General features: G+C 67.5%; 14 protein-coding genes. 8 read left to right on the forward strand and 6 right to left on the reverse strand.

Going from position 1 to position 15,759, the window contains the following annotated elements; all coding sequences use genetic code 11:
- Nucleotides 1–36: 36 nt before the first annotated feature.
- From ACFTSF_RS36915 to ACFTSF_RS36930, 4 genes are all read right to left on the reverse strand, one after another.
- Nucleotides 37–1,503, reverse strand: a complete 1,467-nt coding sequence (locus tag ACFTSF_RS36915; RefSeq protein ID WP_344143915.1) for an ATP-binding protein — start codon at nucleotides 1,501–1,503, stop codon at nucleotides 37–39.
- Nucleotides 1,503–3,164, reverse strand: a complete 1,662-nt coding sequence (locus ACFTSF_RS36920; RefSeq protein WP_344143913.1) for an FAD-dependent oxidoreductase — start codon at nucleotides 3,162–3,164, stop codon at nucleotides 1,503–1,505. The genes ACFTSF_RS36915 and ACFTSF_RS36920 overlap by 1 nt, the downstream gene beginning before the upstream one ends.
- 113 nt (nucleotides 3,165–3,277) lie before the next feature.
- Nucleotides 3,278–5,056 carry a chitinase gene (locus ACFTSF_RS36925; protein WP_380159709.1) on the reverse strand — a complete coding sequence of 593 codons (1,779 nt, stop codon included), beginning with the start codon at nucleotides 5,054–5,056 and terminating at the stop codon, nucleotides 3,278–3,280.
- 119 nt (nucleotides 5,057–5,175) lie between these two features.
- On the reverse strand, nucleotides 5,176–5,553 hold the full coding sequence (locus tag ACFTSF_RS36930) for a hypothetical protein (RefSeq protein ID WP_380159711.1): 378 nt from the start codon (nucleotides 5,551–5,553) through the stop codon (nucleotides 5,176–5,178).
- Nucleotides 5,554–5,769: 216 nt separating this feature from the next.
- On the opposite strand from ACFTSF_RS36930, the gene ACFTSF_RS36935 reads away from it, so the two are divergent.
- From ACFTSF_RS36935 to ligD, 3 genes are read left to right on the forward strand one after another with little or no spacing between them, the layout of a single operon-like run.
- Nucleotides 5,770–6,990, forward strand: a complete 1,221-nt coding sequence (locus ACFTSF_RS36935; RefSeq protein ID WP_380159713.1) for a multiprotein-bridging factor 1 family protein — start codon at nucleotides 5,770–5,772, stop codon at nucleotides 6,988–6,990.
- A 37-nt stretch (nucleotides 6,991–7,027) separates the two neighbouring features.
- A complete protein-coding gene (locus ACFTSF_RS36940) occupies nucleotides 7,028–8,113 on the forward strand; it encodes a branched-chain amino acid aminotransferase (protein WP_380159801.1) in 1,086 nt (361 codons plus the stop codon).
- A 39-nt stretch (nucleotides 8,114–8,152) separates the two neighbouring features.
- Nucleotides 8,153–9,118 (forward strand): non-homologous end-joining DNA ligase, encoded by a 966-nt coding sequence (gene ligD / locus ACFTSF_RS36945; protein WP_380159715.1) that lies wholly within the window; start codon nucleotides 8,153–8,155, stop codon nucleotides 9,116–9,118.
- A 194-nt stretch (nucleotides 9,119–9,312) separates the two neighbouring features.
- Here ligD and ACFTSF_RS36950 read toward each other — a convergent pair whose 3' ends face one another.
- A complete protein-coding gene (locus ACFTSF_RS36950; RefSeq protein ID WP_380159717.1) occupies nucleotides 9,313–9,927 on the reverse strand; it encodes a TetR/AcrR family transcriptional regulator in 615 nt (204 codons plus the stop codon).
- Between the two features lie 83 nt (nucleotides 9,928–10,010).
- Here ACFTSF_RS36950 and ACFTSF_RS36955 point away from each other — a divergent pair, with 83 nt between their 5' ends.
- Nucleotides 10,011–11,390 carry an FAD-dependent monooxygenase gene (locus tag ACFTSF_RS36955; RefSeq protein WP_380159719.1) on the forward strand — a complete coding sequence of 460 codons (1,380 nt, stop codon included), beginning with the start codon at nucleotides 10,011–10,013 and terminating at the stop codon, nucleotides 11,388–11,390.
- A 144-nt stretch (nucleotides 11,391–11,534) separates the two neighbouring features.
- Here ACFTSF_RS36955 and ACFTSF_RS36960 read toward each other — a convergent pair whose 3' ends face one another.
- Nucleotides 11,535–12,602 carry a substrate-binding domain-containing protein gene (locus ACFTSF_RS36960; protein ID WP_380159721.1) on the reverse strand — a complete coding sequence of 356 codons (1,068 nt, stop codon included), beginning with the start codon at nucleotides 12,600–12,602 and terminating at the stop codon, nucleotides 11,535–11,537.
- A 78-nt stretch (nucleotides 12,603–12,680) separates the two neighbouring features.
- On the opposite strand from ACFTSF_RS36960, the gene ACFTSF_RS36965 reads away from it, so the two are divergent.
- The 4 genes from ACFTSF_RS36965 (at nucleotide 12,681) to ureB (ending at nucleotide 15,501) form a co-directional block, all read left to right on the forward strand.
- Complete coding sequence (locus ACFTSF_RS36965) at nucleotides 12,681–13,076, forward strand: MarR family winged helix-turn-helix transcriptional regulator (RefSeq protein WP_380159723.1); 396 nt, start codon at nucleotides 12,681–12,683, stop codon at nucleotides 13,074–13,076.
- A gap of 103 nt (nucleotides 13,077–13,179) precedes the next feature.
- Nucleotides 13,180–14,817: a hypothetical protein gene (locus ACFTSF_RS36970; protein WP_344143890.1), complete on the forward strand. Its 1,638-nt coding sequence runs from the start codon at nucleotides 13,180–13,182 to the stop codon at nucleotides 14,815–14,817.
- Nucleotides 14,814–15,116, forward strand: a complete 303-nt coding sequence (locus tag ACFTSF_RS36975) for an urease subunit gamma (protein ID WP_344143888.1) — start codon at nucleotides 14,814–14,816, stop codon at nucleotides 15,114–15,116. Before ACFTSF_RS36970 ends, ACFTSF_RS36975 begins: the two co-directional genes overlap by 4 nt.
- A 10-nt stretch (nucleotides 15,117–15,126) precedes the next feature.
- Complete coding sequence (ureB, locus tag ACFTSF_RS36980) at nucleotides 15,127–15,501, forward strand: urease subunit beta (RefSeq protein ID WP_380159726.1); 375 nt, start codon at nucleotides 15,127–15,129, stop codon at nucleotides 15,499–15,501.
- The last annotated feature ends 258 nt before the right edge of the window (nucleotides 15,502–15,759 follow it).

Below are 15,759 nucleotides of genomic sequence, written 5' to 3' on the forward strand. Positions count from 1 at the left end.
CCCGCCTTCGGCCGCTGTCCACGGGATTTCCGGCGGTCAGGAGATGAGGTCACCCTGGGCCTGGATCTCAGCTTCGGGATCGACCGGGAGGACGATCTTGAACCAGGTCTCGCCGGGCTTGGAGTCGACCCGGAGATCACCGTGGTGCTTCTTCACGACGATGCGCCAGGAGATGTCCAGCCCGAGTCCGGTGCCTTCGCCGATCGGCTTGGTGGTGAAGAACGGCTCGAAGATGCGGGTGCGGATGTCGGCCGGGATGCCCGGTCCGGTGTCGCCGATCTCGACGACGACGTACTGGCCGTCCCGACGGGTCCGCAAGGTCAGCGTGCCGGACCCGTTCATCGCCTGCACCGCGTTGTCGATGATGTTCGTCCACACCTGGTTCAGCTCCGCGGCGTACGCCGGGATCTGCGGCAGCTCGGGGTCGAACTCCTTCACCACCGTCAGGCCCTCGAGCTTGCCCGACATCATCACCAGCGTCGACTTCAGCAACTCCCGCAGATCAACGATCTGGTACGGCGCTCTGTCGATCTGCGAATACTGTTTCGCCGCCCCGACCAGCGTGGAAATCCGTGTGACCGAATCGTCGATCTCGTTCATCAGGGACTCGGTGTCGATCGTGTACATGAGCCAGCGGACCGCACCTTCGAGGTACTCGTCGCCGACCGCTGCGCGCACACCCTCCATCCAGTCCGCGTCCAGACCGACGGCAGCGAGCACCGGGGCGACATCCCAGCTGTCGCGGACGCCGTGGTCGTCGAGCCAGTCCGACAGCTCGTCCTCGGCGTCGCTCTGCTCCATCGCGGACATGTCCCGCGCCTTGGCCACGCGCTCGACCGCGTCTTCCTGGATCGCGACGATCTTGTGCAGCTTGGTCGCATCGAGGGTGCCGTCGGCAAGCATCGCCAGCTTGTGCCGCATGCCGGCCACCCGCTGCCGCAGGGTCGCTGCGGCCCGGACCGCAGCAGCGGCCGGGTTGTTCAGCTCGTGCGTCAGGCCTGCCGACAGCGAGCCGAGCGCCAGCAACCGCTCACGCTGGCCGATGGTCTCGTTGCTGCGGCGGGTGCCCATCACGAAGCCCTCGATCAGGTGCACCGCCATCGGGAACCAGGTGCTGATCATCGTGGCCATCGTGGCCGCGTCGATGACGAAGAACTCCGACGGCTGCAGCACGTACATCGACGACTTGTAGGTATTGCCCTCGTCGTCACCGAAGAACGCATTGAAGGCACCGGAGTAGACGCCGCGCTGGGAGCTCCGATTCGTCTCGACCTCTTCACCCTGCAGCAGCTTGCACATCCGGAGCTCGCCGGACAGCAGGATGTAGCAGCAGGTGGCCGCCTGCCCCTCCTGGTAGACGCGGCCCTCGGCCACGCTGATCACGTAGCCCTCGCGGACGAGCCAGTCGAGCTGCTCGTCGTTGAGCGCCTCGAACAGGAACAGCGTGCGCAGCTCGTCGCGCGTCATCCGGCGGAGCTCACCAGTGTCAGCAGCCACAGTCATCAGAGCATCTCCAGGTATCGGTGCACCAAGGTCACGGCCATCGCGCCGTCACCGACCGCCGAGGCGACCCGCTTGACGGACTCGGCCCGCACATCCCCGGCCGCGAAGACGCCGGGCATGCTCGTCTCCAGGTGGTAGGGGTCGCGGTCCAGCGCCCAGCCCGGTGGCCGTCCTCGCAGGTCCGGTCCGGTCAGCACGAAGCCGCGCTCGTCGCGCAGTAGGTCGCCGGGCAGCCAGTCCGTCCGCGGGGCCGCTCCGATGAACACGAACATCCACTCCGTGTCCACCTCCCGGCTCTCCCCGGTCGCGCTGTTGATCAGCGTCACACGCTCCAAGTGTTCCGAACCCTTGCAGGAGACCACCTGCGTGCAGGTGTGCACCTCGATGTTGTCGATGCCGGCGATCTGATCGATCAGGTACGACGACATGGTCGCCTCGAGCGAGGGACCTCTTACCAGCATATGCACGCGGGATGCGTGTTTCGAGAAATAGACCGCAGCCTGACCGGCGGAGTTCGCACCGCCGATGATGTAGACCTCCTGGCCGGCACAGCTCGGGCCCTCGGTCGTGGCTGCGCCGTAGTAGATGCCCCGGCCGCACAGGTCGTCCATACCGGGCGCATCGAGCTGCCGGTACGCCACACCGGTGGCCAGGATGACGGAGTGCGCGGAGATCTCGCTCCCGTCGGAGAACTTGAGCCGCCGGGCCGAACCGATCGTCTCCAGCCCCACCACCTGCCGGGCCGTCAGTAGCTCGGCACCGAACCGGACTGCCTGCCGCCGCGCCCGGTCTGTCAGCTGAGCCCCGGACACTCCGTCCGGGAAGCCCAGGTAGTTCTCGATGCGGCTGGACTGGCCAGCCTGACCACCTGTGGCGACCTGCTCGACCAGAACGGTCCGCAGGCCCTCACTGGCGCCGTACACGGCCGCACCGAGGCCGGCGGGACCACCGCCGACCACTACGAGGTCGTAGAACTCCTTGGCCGGGTTGGTGGCCAGACCGACCTTGTCGGCCAGCTCCGCCTCGGTCGGCGCGACCAGCACTGAGCCGTCCGGCGTAATGACCACCGGCAGGGTGGAGCCGTCGACACCGGCGGCCTCGAGCAGCCGCTGGCTCTCGTCGTCGTCCACACCGAGCCACTGGTACGGCACGGCGTTCCGGGCCAGGAAATCCCGGGCTGCGAACGACGGCGCGGACCAGCGGTGACCGATGACCCGGGTCTCGTCGGACGACACCGCCGGTGTCGACTTCCAGAGCTCCAGCATCGAGTCGACCACCGGGTAGAGCTTCTCCTCCGGCGGGTTCCACGGTTTGAGCAGGTAGTGGTCGAGGTCGACCACGTTGATCGCCTGGATCGCGGCATCCGTGTCGGCGTACGCCGTCAGCAGGACCCGGCGGGCGAGCGGGTAAAGGTCCATCGCGGCCTCGAGGAACTCGATGCCGGACATCTGGGGCATCCGGTAATCGGCCAGCAGGAGCGCCACCGGCTCGCCCCGGAGCTTGAGCTCCTTCAGGGCGTCCAGGGCCTGGGCCGGGGTCTCTGCCCGGACGATGCGGTTTTCCTCGGCATACCGCCGGCGGAGGTCACGGGCGATGGACCGGGAAACGCCCGGGTCGTCGTCCACGGTGAGAATCACCGGGCGGGAAGTCGACGCTGTCATGCCTCATTGATACCAGCGAAAACCCACAAACAGGGATCGATTGTCCACAGGCCCCGGTTCGGTCCGCGGGGGCGGGGCGCGAACCGAACCGGGGCGTGGACCTCCGACCGCCGCTAAGGCAGGGCGGCGAGGAACGGGGCGTGGCTGTTCCGGAACTCCCAGTTGTAGTACTTGTCCCAGTTGATCGACCAGGTCATCAGCCCCCGGAACGCCGGTGAAGTCCCGCCACGCAGGGTGTAGCCACCGCAGCTCTGTCCCTTGACCAGGCAGTTGACCGCCGCCTGCACATCAGCGGGAGAGGTGTAGCCGTTGCCGGCACTGGTCGCGGCCGGTACGCCGAAGGCGATCTGGTCCTCCCGCAGCCCCGGGAAGGTCTGTCCGGTGGTCCCGACCGGGAAGCCGGCCTTCATCATGTCGGTCATCGCGATGTGGAAGTCCGCGCCGCCCATGGTGTGGTACTGGTTGTCCAGCCCCATCACCGGACCGGAGTTGTAGTCCTGGACGTGCAGGACCGTCAGTGCGTCCCGCATCGCGTGGATCACCGGCAGGTAGGAGCCCCTGCGGTTGTCACCGCCGTTGGTGCCACTGCCGTAGAACTGGTAACCGATCTGCACGAAGAACGTCTCGGGCGCCATCGTCAGCACGAACTTCGCGCCGTACTTGGCCTTGAGTGACTTGAGCGCCGAGATCAGGTTCACCACGACCGGTGTGGTCGGGTTGCGGAAGTCGGTGTCGTTGGCGTCCAGATAGAGCGAGTGGCCCTCGAAATCGACGTCCAGCCCGTCCAGGCCCCAGCGGTCGATGATTGCGCTCACCGAGTTGACGAACGTGTCCCGGGCACCTGCGCTGGTCAGCTGCACCTGTCCGTTCTGTCCGCCGATCGAGAGCAGCACCTTCTTCCCTGCGGCCTGTTTGGCCTTGATCGCGGCCAGGAAGTCCGCATCGCTCTCGACACTCGGGCACTCGCTCGCCGGGCAGCGGTTGAACCGGATGTCTCCGGACGTCACCGAGGTCGGCTCCCCGAACGACAGGTTGATGATGTTCCACTCACTCGGTACGTCGGCCATCCGCACGTACCCGGAGCCGTTGGCGAAACTCGCGTGCAGGTAGCCGATCAGCGCATGTTTCGGCAGCCCGGTATTGGTACATCCAGTCGTCGTCACCGATGCACCGGCCGACTTCGCCGACTCTCCGACACTGTTGTACGCGGCAACGGTGTACGTGTGGCTGGTACATGCACCGAGCCCGCTGACGGTGGCCGTCGTACCGGTGACTGTCTGCACCACGGTCGAACCCTCATAGACCCGGTAGCCCGTGACAGTGCCGGTCGCTGCACCCCAACTCAGTCCGATCGCACTGTTCGTCGTACTGGTGACTGACGGCGTCCCGGGGACACCTGGCCCACCAGGCTGCGGATTGCCGCCCGGGCCGTCCAGGGTGATGTCATCGGCCTGGTACGCCGGTTGGCCGTACCAGCCGTGCACGTAGATCTGAGCGGACGTCTGACTCGCACCGGTGGTGAACGACAGGCTCAGTTGCGTGTAACTCGCAGCCGACGGCGTCCAGGTCGAGGAGCCCCCGGTGACTCCCAGATAGACGTAGGACCCGCGCACCCACCCAGACAGCGAGTACGTCGTACTGGGGAGGACCGTGACTGTCTGGCTGCACTGGGCGTAGTCGGAACTGGACACCGCACCGTTGAGCGCGAAGCCCCCGCTGCGCACCGGACTGCTGATGACGGAGCCACCCGAACAACTCCAGCCGCTCAGTGAGCCGCTCTCGAAACCCGGATTGGTCAAGATGTTCGCCGCTTGCGCGGTCTGGGCGCTGCCGACGAGTACTAGGAGCAATCCGACGACGACAGCGAGGAGCCGTGAACGCCACGAACGCATGGTGGACCTCCCGGGGGCGGTTGGGGTGCATTTAGTAGAGAGGCTTAATAACTCCGGGGTCAATGCCCGACGCTGTCGGATTGCCGTCCCTGTCCGATCTCCGCCAGCGTGATCGCGGACTACGGCCCACAGCTGAGGCACGGCCACACCTGACCGCAGCGCGCACACAGTCCGTCGAGGCCAGGCGCCGGCAACCACACCGCGACCGGCGGCTGGTCACCTCGGCGCGCCGGGCTTCGGGGCTCAGGCTCCTCCTTCGGAGGCTCCGCGCCGGATGACCAGTGCAGCAGAGTCCGACCGTCGGCGGCGTGCACGGCGAGGAGCGCTTCCATCCGGTCCCAGCTGGAGGTGCTCGCCCAGGGACCATGCCACCGCAGCGCGACGGAGCCGTCGGACCACTCGACACCCTCGGCCAGCGTGCCCGTCCCCCGGATCCCGGACGCGTCGGCGTGCCGCACCAGCCGAAAGAGCCGAGCCTGCCGCCGCATCGTGTCCATGCCTAGAAGATTGCCCACCTGCGACCTGCCCCACCAGGTGTGAGCAGTGGGCTCCCCGAACAGCCCACACCCCAACAAAACAAGCAGAAGCGGCCCACCGTCCCAGCACCACCGCTTTTGTCGGAGGGGCCTTGTAAGTTTCACGACACGCACCGCAACCACCAGGCGTACCAGTGAGCGGGCCGGAGGGCCCGCACCACGAACGGGGGCGATCCTGTGACCGAGACCCGAACCGAAACCGAAGCCCGAGTACTAGTTGCGTTCGGCCCGCAGTTGCGGCAGTGCAGGCAGGCGGCCGGCTTGAGCCTGCGCCAACTCGCCGGCCGCGTCGGGTTCGACCACAGCTACCTGTCCCAGGTGGAGCGCGGCCAACGCCCGGGATCGGCCGATCTGGCGCGCCGCTGCGACAGCGAGCTCGGTACCGACGGGCGGCTGGCCGAAACCTATCGCCGGACACCCACCAAGGCCCGCGCCTCCACGCTCCAGCTGAATCCTCTGGAGGCAGCCTGGCAGCAACTGACGTCCACCTTGACGACTGCACTTCCGGCTGGATTGTCGGAAGGGCCCAGCGACCTCCAAGGCCTCCCCGCGACGCGGCGGCTGCCGATCCTGGTGAGTGAGCTGAACGCACCACCGACCGGCGACCGCGCTGCTCACGACGCCCGGCAAGTGGAGCTCAGCCTGTTGATCGCGGAGACCCTCACCGCTTGCGAGCGAGCCAGGGAGGCCAGGCGCTGGTGGTGGGCCGCCCGCCAACTGGCCGACGCACACGGCAAGCCCAGACTGCGCAGTCTCACCCGCAGCCGCGAAGCCACCAGCGGGCTTGCGGAGGGACGCGCACCAGCGCAGCTTCTGGAGCTGGCCGACGAAGCCCTGGCGTTTGCCCTGCGAGCACCACTCCACCCCGGGCAGGTGTTCAGAGCCCGGGCGGCACGCGCACGCATCCTCGCCGCGCTCGGGCGGGTCGTCGAGGCACACGAGCTGCTGCCGGAGGTCCTCGGCCGCACCAACGAGTTGCCCTGGGCAAGCACCGGCGGCGGCCCAACGCCGTACGAGGTGCAGGTCGTGGAGGGCAGTGTCTGCGCGAGCCTCGGCTACTGGACGGCGGGCTGTCTGATGTTCGCGCGGGCACTGGAGCTCTGCCCCGACGAGAGCTTGGAGGAGCGCGCTCTGCTCGAGCTGGCCCTGGCCGAGTGCTTCGCCGGAGGCGGCCAAGGCCCAGCGGCACTGGCGACCGCATTGCGCGTGCTGATCGAGCTACCGGACGAGTGGCACACCACCTATCTGTATGTCGCCGCAGACCGAGTGCTGACCAGCGTTCGCCGGTGTGCACCGACGCTGACCGGACTGCGTAACCTCGAGCTGCTGGTGGCTCGGCGTACCGAGGTCGGCCGCACTGTGGGCAGCGAGTCGTCGTGGGGCGGCGGTCGGGAGTAGCGTGCCGGGGGTGACTGCACAAACGACGGCGAGTGACATGTGGGACTTCGCAGTGGAGCTGCGGAGTGATCCGGCGAGTGCTGAAGCGCGGGAGGCCATCTTGGCCTCCCCGACCTTCGGCTTGACGTTCACCGACCACATGGTGACGGCGAACTGGACGGTCGACGGCGGTTGGCACGGTCAGAAGGTGACTGCGTACGCGCCACTGCGCGTGAGCCCGGCCGCCGCCGTACTGCACTATTCACAGGAGATCTTCGAAGGCCTGAAGGCGTATCGGCATGCCGACGGATCGGTGTGGGCGTTCCGGCCGGAGCGCAACGCCGCCCGGTTCACTGCGAGCGCTCAGCGGCTGGCACTGCCGCAGGTGCCCGAGGACGCATTCGTTGCAGCACTCCGCGCGCTGGTCACTGTGGACGAGGTGTGGGTGCCATCGGCCACCGATGGCGAAACCAGCCTGTACCTGCGGCCGTACATGATCGCCACCGAGGCAGCTCTGAGCGTGCGACCGGCCCACGAGGTGCTGTTCGGTGTCATCGCGTCCCCGGCCGGTCCGTACTTCGACACCGGCCCCCGGCCCGTCTCGATCTGGCTGACCACCTCCACTGTGCGTGCGACGCCTGGCGGGACGGGCGCGGCCAAGTGCGGCAGCAACTACGCCGCCAGCCTCGTCGGCCTGGCCGAGGCCAACGCCAACGGGTGCGAGCAGGTCGCCTTCGTCGAGGCCATCGAGCGCAAGTGGCTCGAGGAGATCGGCAGCATGAACATGTTCTTCGTGTACGGCGACGGCCGGATCGTCACCCCGGAATTGTCCGGCTCGATCCTGGCCGGCGTCACCCGCGCTTCCGTGCTCGAGCTGGCAGCTGACCTCGGGTACCAGGTCGAGGAGCGGCGGATCTCGGCCGACGAGTGGAAGGACGGCGTCCGGTCCGGCGAGATCACCGAGGTCTTCGCCTCCGGCACGGCGGCCGTCATCACCCCGATCGGCCGCCTGGCCTGGCCCGACGGGGACCTGACTATCAGCGAGGAGACCGGTCCGGTCACCGCTGCGATCCGCGCTGCGCTGCTGGACGTGCAGTACGGGCGAGTGCCCGACACGCGCGGTTGGCTGACGCGACTGGCGTAGTACCTGCCGATTGTCCGTGGGTGCGGTTAGGTTGATCGCATGGCCAAGGAGAAGTCTCCGGCGATCGAGCTGGAGGTCGGCGAGCGGACGGTCCGGGTCTCGAACCCGGACCGCGTGTACTTCCCGGCGCGCGGCGAGACGAAGCTCGACCTGGTCAAGTACTACCTGTCCGTGGGCGACGGCATCGTCCGGGCGCTGCGGGAACGGCCGTGCATGCTACACCGGTTCCCGTCGGGGGTTTCCGGCGAGAAGGTGCATCAGAAGCGGCTGCCACATGGTGCGCCGCCGTGGATGGAGACTGTGCGGGTCAAGTTCCCGCGGTACAACCGGACCGCCGACGAGCTGTGCGTCACCGAGATCGCCCATGTCGCCTGGGCCGTGCAGATGTCGACCGTCGAGTTCCATCCGTGGAACTCACGCCGTGCCGACACCGAGAAACCCGACGAGTGGCGCATCGACCTCGACCCGATGCCGGACTGCCCGTTCGACCGGGTCCGCAGTGTCGCCCACGTCGTCCACGAAGTGCTGGACGAGCTCGACATGGACGGCTACCCGAAGACGTCCGGCGGTTCCGGGATCCACATCTACGTTCGAGTCGAGCCGGCGTACGGGTTCTCCGACGTACGGCGGGCTGCGCTCGCGTTCGCACGTGAGGTCGAGCGGCGGGTTCCCGACGACGTGACCACCACCTGGTGGCGTAAGGACCGCGACCCGAAGAAGCTGTTCGTCGACTACAACCAGAACGCCCGCGACCACACCATCGCCAGCGCCTACTCAGTCCGCGGCAACCCCGAAGGCACTGTGTCCACTCCCATCCACTGGGACGAGATCGACACCGTCGACCCCAAGTCCTTCACCATCGCTACCGTGCCCGATCGCTTCGCCGAGCTGGGTGACCTCCACGCCACCATCGACGACAAGTCGCACTCGCTCGCTCCGCTTCTGGAGTGGGCCGACCGCGACGAACGCGAAGGCGCAGAGGAGCCACCTCCGCCGGAAGAGTGACAGGTCGGCCGCCTCCGCCGGTGGAGTGACGGCCGGGCGCCTCAGCGCGGGTGCCACCGGGGTGGCGCCCCAGCGCGGGTGCCCCAGCGCGGGTGCCCCTGGGCGGACCGCCCCCACTCACCAACCTCCGCAACCACCCACCCCGCCACCGCGAGCAGGCGGGAACTCCTCGCCGTACAAGGAGTTGGTGAGTGTCAGCGGTCCGCTGCCCCCGCCAGGCCGTGGTGGAGAAGGTCGGTCAACAGGTCGATGGCGGTGTCGGGCTCGATGGTTTGGCCGTTGGCGGGGTTGACGACCAGCCAGGTGTAGGCGAAGCCCTCCATCAGGGCGTTCATGGCGGTGATCACTGCGGCGGGGTCGGCCGGCGGATTGGGGAGCCGGTCCAGGTGGCCGGCCATGTGGGCGTCGTCGTCAGCCATGATCGCCTGCAGGCGGCGGCCTAGCTCCGGGTCGAGCATGGCGGCCTGTTTCACCGCGATCATCTCCGGCAGGTGGTCCTGGTAGAACTGCCAGTACATCGCGACGTGCCAGCGGATCGCCGACCGCTTGCTGAAGTCGTCGTCGTGCCCGGAGATGTCCAGCACTCGCTGATCCGCGGCCGCCAGCATGTCCTTCAGGAGCGCCTCGAGCAGCTCTTCCTTACCCGCGAAGTGGTTGTAGAACGACCCCGTCGCGCGCCCGGCGGCCGCGGTGATGTCGGTGATCTTCGTGTTCAGGTATCCGCGCGCGGCGAACACCTCCCGGGCCGCCTGCTTCAGCGCAGCCTCGGTCCCCGCCGCCCGTTCCCGGCGGCTCGCGGTCTCCGTCACGAGCACCTCCTTGACACCGCACCTTAGCCAGGTTCATAGTGAATCCAGATTCAGTGAATCACAATTCACCCAAGGAGACCATCATGACCGTCCTCATCGCCGGCGCCGGACCGACCGGCCTCACCCTCGCGATCGACCTCGCCCGCCGCGGCCTCGCCGTACGCATCGTCGACAAGGCGACCGAGTTCTTCAACGGATCCCGCGGCGACGGCCTGCAGCCGCGCACACTCGAGGTGTTCGACGACCTCGGTGTCGTCGACGAAGTCATCCGCCAGGGAATCGACATGCCGACGCTCCACATCCACCTCGACGGCATCGAGGTCGACCAGCGCCGCATGCGCGAGCCCGTCGACCCCACGCCGGACATCCCTTACCCGAACGGGCGCATGCTCGCGCAATCCCGCACCGAGGAGATCCTGCGCGCCAAACTCGCCTCGTACGGCGTGCAGGTCGAACTCGACACGGCGATCGTCGGGTTCACGCAGGACGCGAGCGGGGTCCTCGCCGAACTGTCCACCGGCGAGACGGTCGAGGCGACGTACCTGGTCGGCGCGGATGGCGGTGGCAGCTTCGTCCGCAAGCAGCTCGGGATCGCGTTCGAGGGGACGACGGACGATTCGATCAAGGTGCTGATCGGCGATGTGGCGGCCGACGGGCTCGACCACGACAAGGGGTACTGGTTCGCCGGCCGGGAGAACCCGATGCAGGGCATCGTGCTGACGCCGTTGTCGGGCGGCGACCAGTTCCAGCTCGCGTCACCGATCGTCGACGAGGACCGCGAACCGACCCTCGAGGTCCTCCAAGACCTGATGGACACTTACGCCGGCCCCGGTTTCGCCAAGCTGCGCGACCTGACCTGGGTCACCGTCTGGCGCCCGAACGTCCGGCTCGCCGAACGCTTCCGCGTCGGCCGCGTCTTCATCGCCGGCGATGCCGCCCACGTACACCCGCCAACCGGCGGCCAAGGCCTGAACACCGGAGTGCAGGACGCCTACAACCTCGGCTGGAAACTCGCCGACGGCCGCGAAGAGATCCTCGCGACGTACGAGACCGAGCGCCGCACGAATGCGGCCCGCGTCCTCGGCATCAGCGAGGACCTGATGCAGAAGCACCTCGACGGCGACGAGTCCGCCCTGGAACGCGGCGAGAACACCCGCCAACTAGACATCTCCTACCGCGACCCCGCCGACCCCCGCCCCCTCACCTCCGGCGACCGCGCCCCAGACGCCCACCTGACCGATGCCAACGGCAACCACCTCCGCCTCTTCGACCTCCTCCGCGGCCCCCACGAAACCCTCCTCCGCTTCAATCCCAGCACCCCAGCCACCCACCCCCACACCGTCGACCTCACCCACCCCGCCACCGCCAGCGGGGCGAGCTACGTCTCCCCCACCGCCTTCGCCGCCTACCACGCGTCCGACGGCGACGAAATCCTCATCCGCCCCGACGGCTACCTCGCCTAGCAACTGCGGATCGACAGGAGGTAGTTGTGTACGCATACGGCATGGCAGGCGGGGGCACCGCCGCCCGGGGGTCATCGCACACGTATACGTCCTGTCCGTGTGCAGATCGGCCGCGGCCGCAGCATCCCGTGCCAGGCGGTGGGCCTAGCCCGTGTGGGCGATTTGGTCCTGGATGGTGAATTGGAGGCCGTCGGCTGCGGCTAGGTAGACGTCCTGGTCGAGCAGGTTGCCGTCCAGGCGCATGAGGCCGCGCGGGCTGTCGTAGAAATGACCGCTGGGCAGCGCGGCGACCGAGCCGATGTCGATCGACCCCGCGACCTCCCCGAGGCGGGCCAAGAACCGGATCGCCTCGTAGCAGGACTCACCCACCGCGTTCAGTGCCGGCGCGAACGGACCGAATCGGGCGTAGTAGGTCCGCGCGAACTCACCACTCTCGACAGTGTGTGTCCCGTCGAAGTACGCCGCCGCTGCGAACAACCCGTCGTTGGCTCCAGCACCGGCGCCGAGGAGCGTGTTCTCCTCGATCGCCGGGCTGAGCCGCAACATCCGATCACTCAGCCCGGCGCGAGCGAACTGCCGGTTGAAGTGCACCGCATCCTGCCCCATCAGCAGCATGATCACACCGTCGGCCGGCGTCCTCCGCAGCTCATCCAGTACGCCGCGGAAGTCCGACGTACCGAGTGGGACGTATGCCGAGCGGATGATCTCGGAACCCTTGTCCCGCAAGGTTTCCTGAGCCACCGCGCCGGTCACGCGCGGATAGACATAATCGTTGCCCACGACAACCCACCGCCGCGCACCGTGGTGCTCGCGCAACCAGGCCGCGGCCGGCAGCAACTGGTTCACCGGGCGCTCCCCCAGCAGGAAGACCCCGGGCGTATCGTCACCGCCTTCGTGCATCGCCGCGAACGCATACACGACCCGCCCACCGATCCGCCGGGCCAGCGCGACCCGGACCGCCGAGATGTGCCAGCCCGCGACCGCATCCACCCGGCCGCTGTCCACGAGTCGGCCGACCTCGTCCGCAACCACCTCGGCCGGGCGACCGGCATCGACGTACACGAGCTCGACCTGTCTCCCGGCGATGCCGTTGCGGGCATTCAGTTGCTCGACGGCGAGTTGGCCGCAGGCCAGGCAGGAGGGTCCGTACAGACCGGTCGGGCCTTGCTGCGGCACGACGAAAGCGATCGAGACCACGTCGGTACGTCGCACCTGCCCAGTGTGACCGAATCGGAGGCGGATGTTCGAGCGAACGGCTATATTTCCCACCACGTAGACCGAGGGGGTGCCGTGCCGACCAGTCTGTTACTGCTGCTCAAGCGTGCCGAGCGCCGGATCGAGCTCGGTCTGCAGGAGCTCCTCGACGAGTTCGAACTGACGATCGAGCAGTGGCGGATCATGGCCGCGCTGCACGAGGAACCGGGCCAGCCGATGTCCGTGCTGGCGGAGGCCGCCGTGCTGCCTGCGGCCAGTCTGACGCGGCACGTGGACAAGCTCGTCGAGCGCGGTCTGATCGTGCGCCGGGTGCACGCGGCCGACAAGCGCCGGATCGTCGCCGCGCTGTCGCCGGTCGGATCCACGGTCGCGATCCGGGTGAGCGCCGTACAGCGGGAGCTCGAAGCCGAGCTGGCGGATTACTTCCAGATGGAAATACACGAACGTAGCGGATCGGCAACACAGCGGTAACACGCGCTTCCTAGGTTCCTTCCATTCGGGTGCATCGCCCGCCGGCAGCGTCGCCGGCCCGCCGGAGCACCACTCGCCCGAAGGTGCCGCCAGGAGTTCCGCCATGTCTGTTGAACCCTCGCTCGACCATCGCACCACCGCCGAGCCGACCCAGTCCGCCGCGACCCGCGAGACGCTCGAGGACTACACCCTGCGGTTCGCGCCGCGCAGTTACCGCCGCTGGTCGACCGGCGTCGTCGCCGTCTCGGCGCTCGGCGGGATCGCCTACCTGGCCGACTTCGCGATCGGTGCGAACATCGGCATCGCGTACGGGACCACCAACGCGCTGTGGGGGATCGGCATCTTCGCGGTGGTGATCTTCGCGACCGGGCTGCCGCTCGCGTACTACGCCGCCCGGTACAACATCGACCTCGACCTGATCACCCGCGGCAGCGGCTTCGGGTACTACGGCTCGGTCGTCACCAACGTGATCTTCGCGTCGTTCACGTTCATCTTCTTCGCGCTCGAAGGCTCGATCATGGCGCAAGGGCTGGAACTCGGGCTCGGTGTGCCGTTGTGGCTCGGGTATGCCGTGTCCACGCTGGTGATCTTCCCGCTGGTCATCTACGGGATGAAGGTGCTGTCCACGCTGCAGGTCTGGACCACGCCGCTCTGGCTGATCCTGATGGTGCTGCCGTTCGTGTACCTCGTCGTCTCGCACCCGGAGTCGGTCTCGACCTTCCTCGACTACGGCCCCGATGCGAACTTCGGCTCGATGCTGCTCGCGGCCGGTGTCTGTCTGTCGCTGATCGCCCAGATCGCTGAGCAGATCGACTACCTGCGTTTCATGCCGCCCAAGACCCCCGAGAACTCGCGCCGCTGGTGGACCGCCATGCTGCTCGCCGGTCCGGGCTGGGTGATCTTCGGTGCGCTGAAGCAGGCGATCGGCCTGTTCCTCGCGGTCTATGTCATCGCACAGGTCGACAACGGCGCGGCGATCGCCAACCAGCCGGTGCACCAGTTCCTGGAGATCTACCGCGGGTTCCTGCCGGCTTGGCTGGCGATGACACTGGCCGTCGTACTGGTCGTGATCAGTCAAGTAAAGATCAACGTGACGAATGCGTACTCAGGTTCACTCGCATGGACGAACTCGTACACAAGGTTGACTCGTCATTACCCAGGTCGACTGGTCTTCCTGGCAATCAACCTGTTGATCGCACTGGTGCTGATGGAAGCGAACATGTTCGACTTCCTCAACACGATCCTCGGGTTCTACGCGAACTGCGGCATGGCGTGGATCGTGGTCGTTGCCTCCGACATCGTCTTCAACAAGTACCTGCTCAAGCTGTCGCCGCTGCACCCCGAATTCCGCCGCGGCATGCTGTACGCCGTCAACCCGGTCGGCTTCGTGTCGATGGGGGTCGCTGCCGGCGTCTCGATCCTGGTCTTCTTCGGTGGACTCGGCGACGGCATCAAGCCGTACTCCCCGCTGGTCGCAATCGGGCTCGCGCTCGTCCTACCGCCGGTGCTGGCCGTGATCACGCGTGGCAAGTACTACCTTCGCCGTACCGACGACGGCCTCGACCTACCCATGTACGACGACCACGGCAACCCGTCAGGCGACGTACTGACGTGTCATGTCTGCCGCCAGGATTACGAGCGCCCCGACATGGCCGCCTGCCTGACCCACGACGCCGCAGTCTGCTCGCTGTGCCTGAGCACCGACAAGGTCGCCGACCACGTCCTACCATCGCACTCATGAACTTCACCCCGTCCGACGTGGAGAAGCTGCTCCTCTCCGTGGCCGGCATGGTCGCCCGCGACCGGCTGGCCCGGGGAGTCCTCCTCAACCACCCCGAAGCCGTCGCACTGCTGAGTACCTGGGTCATCGAACGAGCCCGCGAGGGCGCCACCGTCGCCGACCTCATGCACACCGGCCGCGAAGTCCTCACCCGCGACCAGGTCATGCCCGGCGTCGCCGACCTCCTCCACGACGTCCAGATCGAAGCCACCTTCCCCGACGGCCGCAAACTCGTGACTATCCACAACCCCATCATTTAAGGCGGCCGCGATGACAGAGCCGAGTAGACTTAGTCAGGAAGAGCAGGGGACGCACACAGCCGCAGTCGCCCCGGCCGATGCCCCCGGAGCAATCCGCGTCCGCCCAGGCACCATCGTTCTCAACGCCGACCGCACTCCCGACGAACGCTTGCTACTGGTGATCGTGAACACCGGCGACCGCCCCATCCAGATCGGCTCGCACCTCCACCTCCCCGACGCCAACACCGCCTTGGCCTTCGACCGCGACGTAGCGGCCGGCTACCGCCTCGACATCCCCTCCGGTACGTCGCAACGCTTCGAGCCAGGCGCCTCCCGCGAGGTAAACCTGGTAGCCCTCAAGGGCGCACGCCGCGTCCCCGGAATCCAGGTGAAGCGCGATGCCTGAGCTCCCACACACCCCGTACGTCGCCGTCGGCGGATCGCGTCTCGGCCCCAGCACAGCGATTCGCGCGGAGAGCGCCCTCGAATCTCGCGGCATCGCGCGGCACTTGCCGTCGGCACCAATGAGTCCGCGCCTGAGCAACCGCGAGACTGCCCGGCTCACGTATCTCCTCCGCGACAACGACACGTCGCTCGAGACGCTCATCGATAGACGAGCTGGGTCGGACCCCGCGAAGCCTGCGCGGTTGACAGGGGCGAACGC

Origin of the sequence: Kribbella sp. NPDC056951 (assembly GCF_042674205.1) — a bacterium.
GTDB lineage: Bacteria > Actinomycetota > Actinomycetes > Propionibacteriales > Kribbellaceae > Kribbella > Kribbella yunnanensis.

Bases quoted from the DNA above. Each gene is read 5' to 3' on its own strand.
- ACFTSF_RS36925 (WP_380159709.1), bottom strand. From the start codon at position 5,056: ATGCGTTCGTGGCGTTCACGGCTCCTCGCTGTCGTCGTCGGATTGCTC.
- ACFTSF_RS36955 (WP_380159719.1), top strand. From the start codon at position 10,011: ATGACCGTCCTCATCGCCGGCGCCGGACCGACCGGCCTCACCCTCGCG.
- ACFTSF_RS36970 (WP_344143890.1), top strand. From the start codon at position 13,180: ATGTCTGTTGAACCCTCGCTCGACCATCGCACCACCGCCGAGCCGACC.
- ACFTSF_RS36920 (WP_344143913.1), bottom strand. From the start codon at position 3,164: ATGACAGCGTCGACTTCCCGCCCGGTGATTCTCACCGTGGACGACGAC.
- ACFTSF_RS36930 (WP_380159711.1), bottom strand. From the start codon at position 5,553: ATGGACACGATGCGGCGGCAGGCTCGGCTCTTTCGGCTGGTGCGGCAC.
- ACFTSF_RS36915 (WP_344143915.1), bottom strand. From the start codon at position 1,503: ATGACTGTGGCTGCTGACACTGGTGAGCTCCGCCGGATGACGCGCGAC.
- ACFTSF_RS36975 (WP_344143888.1), top strand. From the start codon at position 14,814: ATGAACTTCACCCCGTCCGACGTGGAGAAGCTGCTCCTCTCCGTGGCC.
- ACFTSF_RS36940 (WP_380159801.1), top strand. From the start codon at position 7,028: ATGTGGGACTTCGCAGTGGAGCTGCGGAGTGATCCGGCGAGTGCTGAA.
- ligD (WP_380159715.1), top strand. From the start codon at position 8,153: ATGGCCAAGGAGAAGTCTCCGGCGATCGAGCTGGAGGTCGGCGAGCGG.
- ureB (WP_380159726.1), top strand. From the start codon at position 15,127: ATGACAGAGCCGAGTAGACTTAGTCAGGAAGAGCAGGGGACGCACACA.